The sequence below is a fragment of the Frankia sp. CgMI4 genome (assembly GCF_001756285.1).
In the GTDB taxonomy this organism is placed as follows: domain Bacteria; phylum Actinomycetota; class Actinomycetes; order Frankiales; family Frankiaceae; genus Frankia; species Frankia casuarinae.
The window spans coordinates 1-2,026 of sequence record NZ_MAQZ01000026.1 but is presented as its reverse complement, the minus strand read 5'-3'; the positions used below and the strand labels follow the sequence as shown (position 1 = coordinate 2,026).

Here is a 2,026-nt window from a genome sequence, read left to right as displayed (position 1 = left end):
CATCGCGCACGGGGCGCTCCGCCTGCCCTGACGCCGATAAGCGCCAAGCGCACCGCCTACCACCCGAGCTGAACAGCTACGTGATCCCCGTCTTTCCCAGCTCGTTGCCSAGGGCCTTGGTAAAACCGACCACGCCGTGCTTCGACGCCGAGTACGGCGCCCCGAGTACGACGCCCTGTTTTCCGGCGGTGGACGCGATGTTCACGATCCGTCCCCACGGGCGGCCGCGCATGCCGCCGCGGCTGAGCACATCCCGGGTCATGAAGAAGACGCTGTTCAGATTTGTGTTTATAACGTCGAGCCACAGGTCGTCCGTGATGTCTGCGGTGGTTCCCCCGCCGCTTCGGCCCGCGTTGTTCACCAGGATGTCGATCGGTCCCCACCGGTCGGCGACCGTCGTGACGAAGGCCGCGACCTGCGTGGCGGAGCGCACGTCGCAGACGAGCCCGTTGACGTCGAGGCCTTCCCCGCGCAGTTGTTTGACCGTGAGCTCCACGTTCGCGACGTCGCGTGCACAGAGGAAGACCCGGTTGCCGCCACGGGCCAGGGCTCGGGTGACGGCCAGTCCGATCCCGCTGGTGGCTCCGGTGACCACTGCCACCCGTGGCTGGGCGCCCGGCGGCTGGTTTGCTGGCATGGTTCCTCCCTTGGTGGTGGGGCCGGCGCGGCCGCAGCCTGACAGGCCCGACTCGGATCGTGTGGACGCGTGCCGCCGTGGACGCCGTCTCAGAGCAGGCGGTCCGCGTCCGCGCCGCCGCCGACCACGACGCCGCCGCTGCCGACATTGACAAGCTCGAGCAGCTCCCGGGGCGTCCGCGCGCTCGTCGCGGCGTCGTCGGAAAGCTTCACCCCGTACTCGTTGGCAATCCGGGACGTCGTTTCCAGAAGGGCCAGAGAGTCGTATCCGAGGCTTTCGAACGACGTGTCCAGGATGTCGCCGTCGAGATCGATCCCCTCCTCGGCGCCGGCACCCTCGCGAAGAACACGTCGCAGATCATCGATAGTCATTGGCCGGGAATTCATGGTCGCCTCCGCACAGATCGTCGGTCATTCCGGTACCGGGCCGCGGGAGTCGGCTCGGGTGAGGTCGGTGCCACCCGCGCTGTGGACGGAGCGGGCGACCAGCGCCGAGTTGAAGCCGCCGTGCCCCCTGGCGAGCACGAGCGCCGTGCCGACCGGGCCGGGTCGGGGCGTGGTCACCAGGTCGATCCCGTGCTCCGGGTCGACGGTCACGTTCACAGTCGGCGGGATGACGGAGTCCCGCATGGCCAGCAGCGCACCGACCACGTCAAGCGCCCCCGCACCGGAGTACAACCGCCCGGTCATCGTCTTCGGCGCGGTGACCGCGACACCCCGTCGCCCGAACACCCCTCGGATGGCTTCCGCCTCGGCCCGGTCGAGCTCGGGTACCGCGGCCGCGTCGGCAAACACCACGTCGACGTCGGCCGCCGACACCCGCGCGTCCGCCAGGGCCAGCTCGATGGCGCGCGCGAGGCCGGGGACGCGCATGGTGCCGGGCCGTGGGTCGAAGGTGGCCGCGTACCCGGTGATCTCGCCGTAGATACCACTGACGCCCCGATCCCGGGCAGAGCGGGCGTCTTCCAGGACGAGGAGCGCCCCGCCTTCGCCCGGAACGTGCCCGCGGGCCCGCCGGTCGAACGGCACGAACGCGGACACCGGATCGTCATCGGTGCTGAGCCGGCCGCTGGTCAGCTGGGCAACCCAGCCCCAGGGGCAGATCGAGCTGTCCACCCCGCCGGAGACGATCACCCTGGCGCCTCTCCGGATCTGGCGCCTGGCCTGAGCGATTGCGTCCAGACCCCCGGCCTGGTCGCTGACGATCACGCCGCCGGGGCCGCGCAGGCGGTGCCGGATCGATATCTGGYCGGTGTTGACCGCATAGAACCAGGCGAAGGACTGGTAGGCGCTGAGGGTCTGTTGCATTGCGGGATGGCAGGGCATGGTTGACCCTGTCGAGTGTGTGATCAGATCGCGAGGGTGAGCTCGGTGAACGCGGCTGTCAGCC

General features: G+C 69.8%; 2 protein-coding genes and 1 pseudogene. All 3 read right to left on the bottom strand.

All coding sequences use genetic code 11. The features are described 5' to 3' along the window. Nucleotides 1-79: 79 nt before the first annotated feature. A pseudogene (locus tag Manayef4_RS02865) lies at nucleotides 80-637 on the bottom strand (SDR family NAD(P)-dependent oxidoreductase); the annotation flags it as partial. Nucleotides 638-726: 89 nt separating this feature from the next. Next, nucleotides 727-1,023 (bottom strand): acyl carrier protein, encoded by a 297-nt coding sequence (locus Manayef4_RS02860; RefSeq protein WP_011438510.1) that lies wholly within the window; start codon nucleotides 1,021-1,023, stop codon nucleotides 727-729. Nucleotides 1,024-1,047: 24 nt separating this feature from the next. Further along, nucleotides 1,048-2,026: beta-ketoacyl synthase N-terminal-like domain-containing protein (locus Manayef4_RS02855; protein ID WP_139139977.1), on the bottom strand; the 979-nt coding region annotated here is incomplete at its 5' end.

Excerpts from the sequence above, each read along its gene's own strand:
- Manayef4_RS02860 (WP_011438510.1), bottom strand. The coding sequence starts at position 1,023 with ATGAATTCCCGGCCAATGACTATCGATGATCTGCGACGTGTTCTTCGC.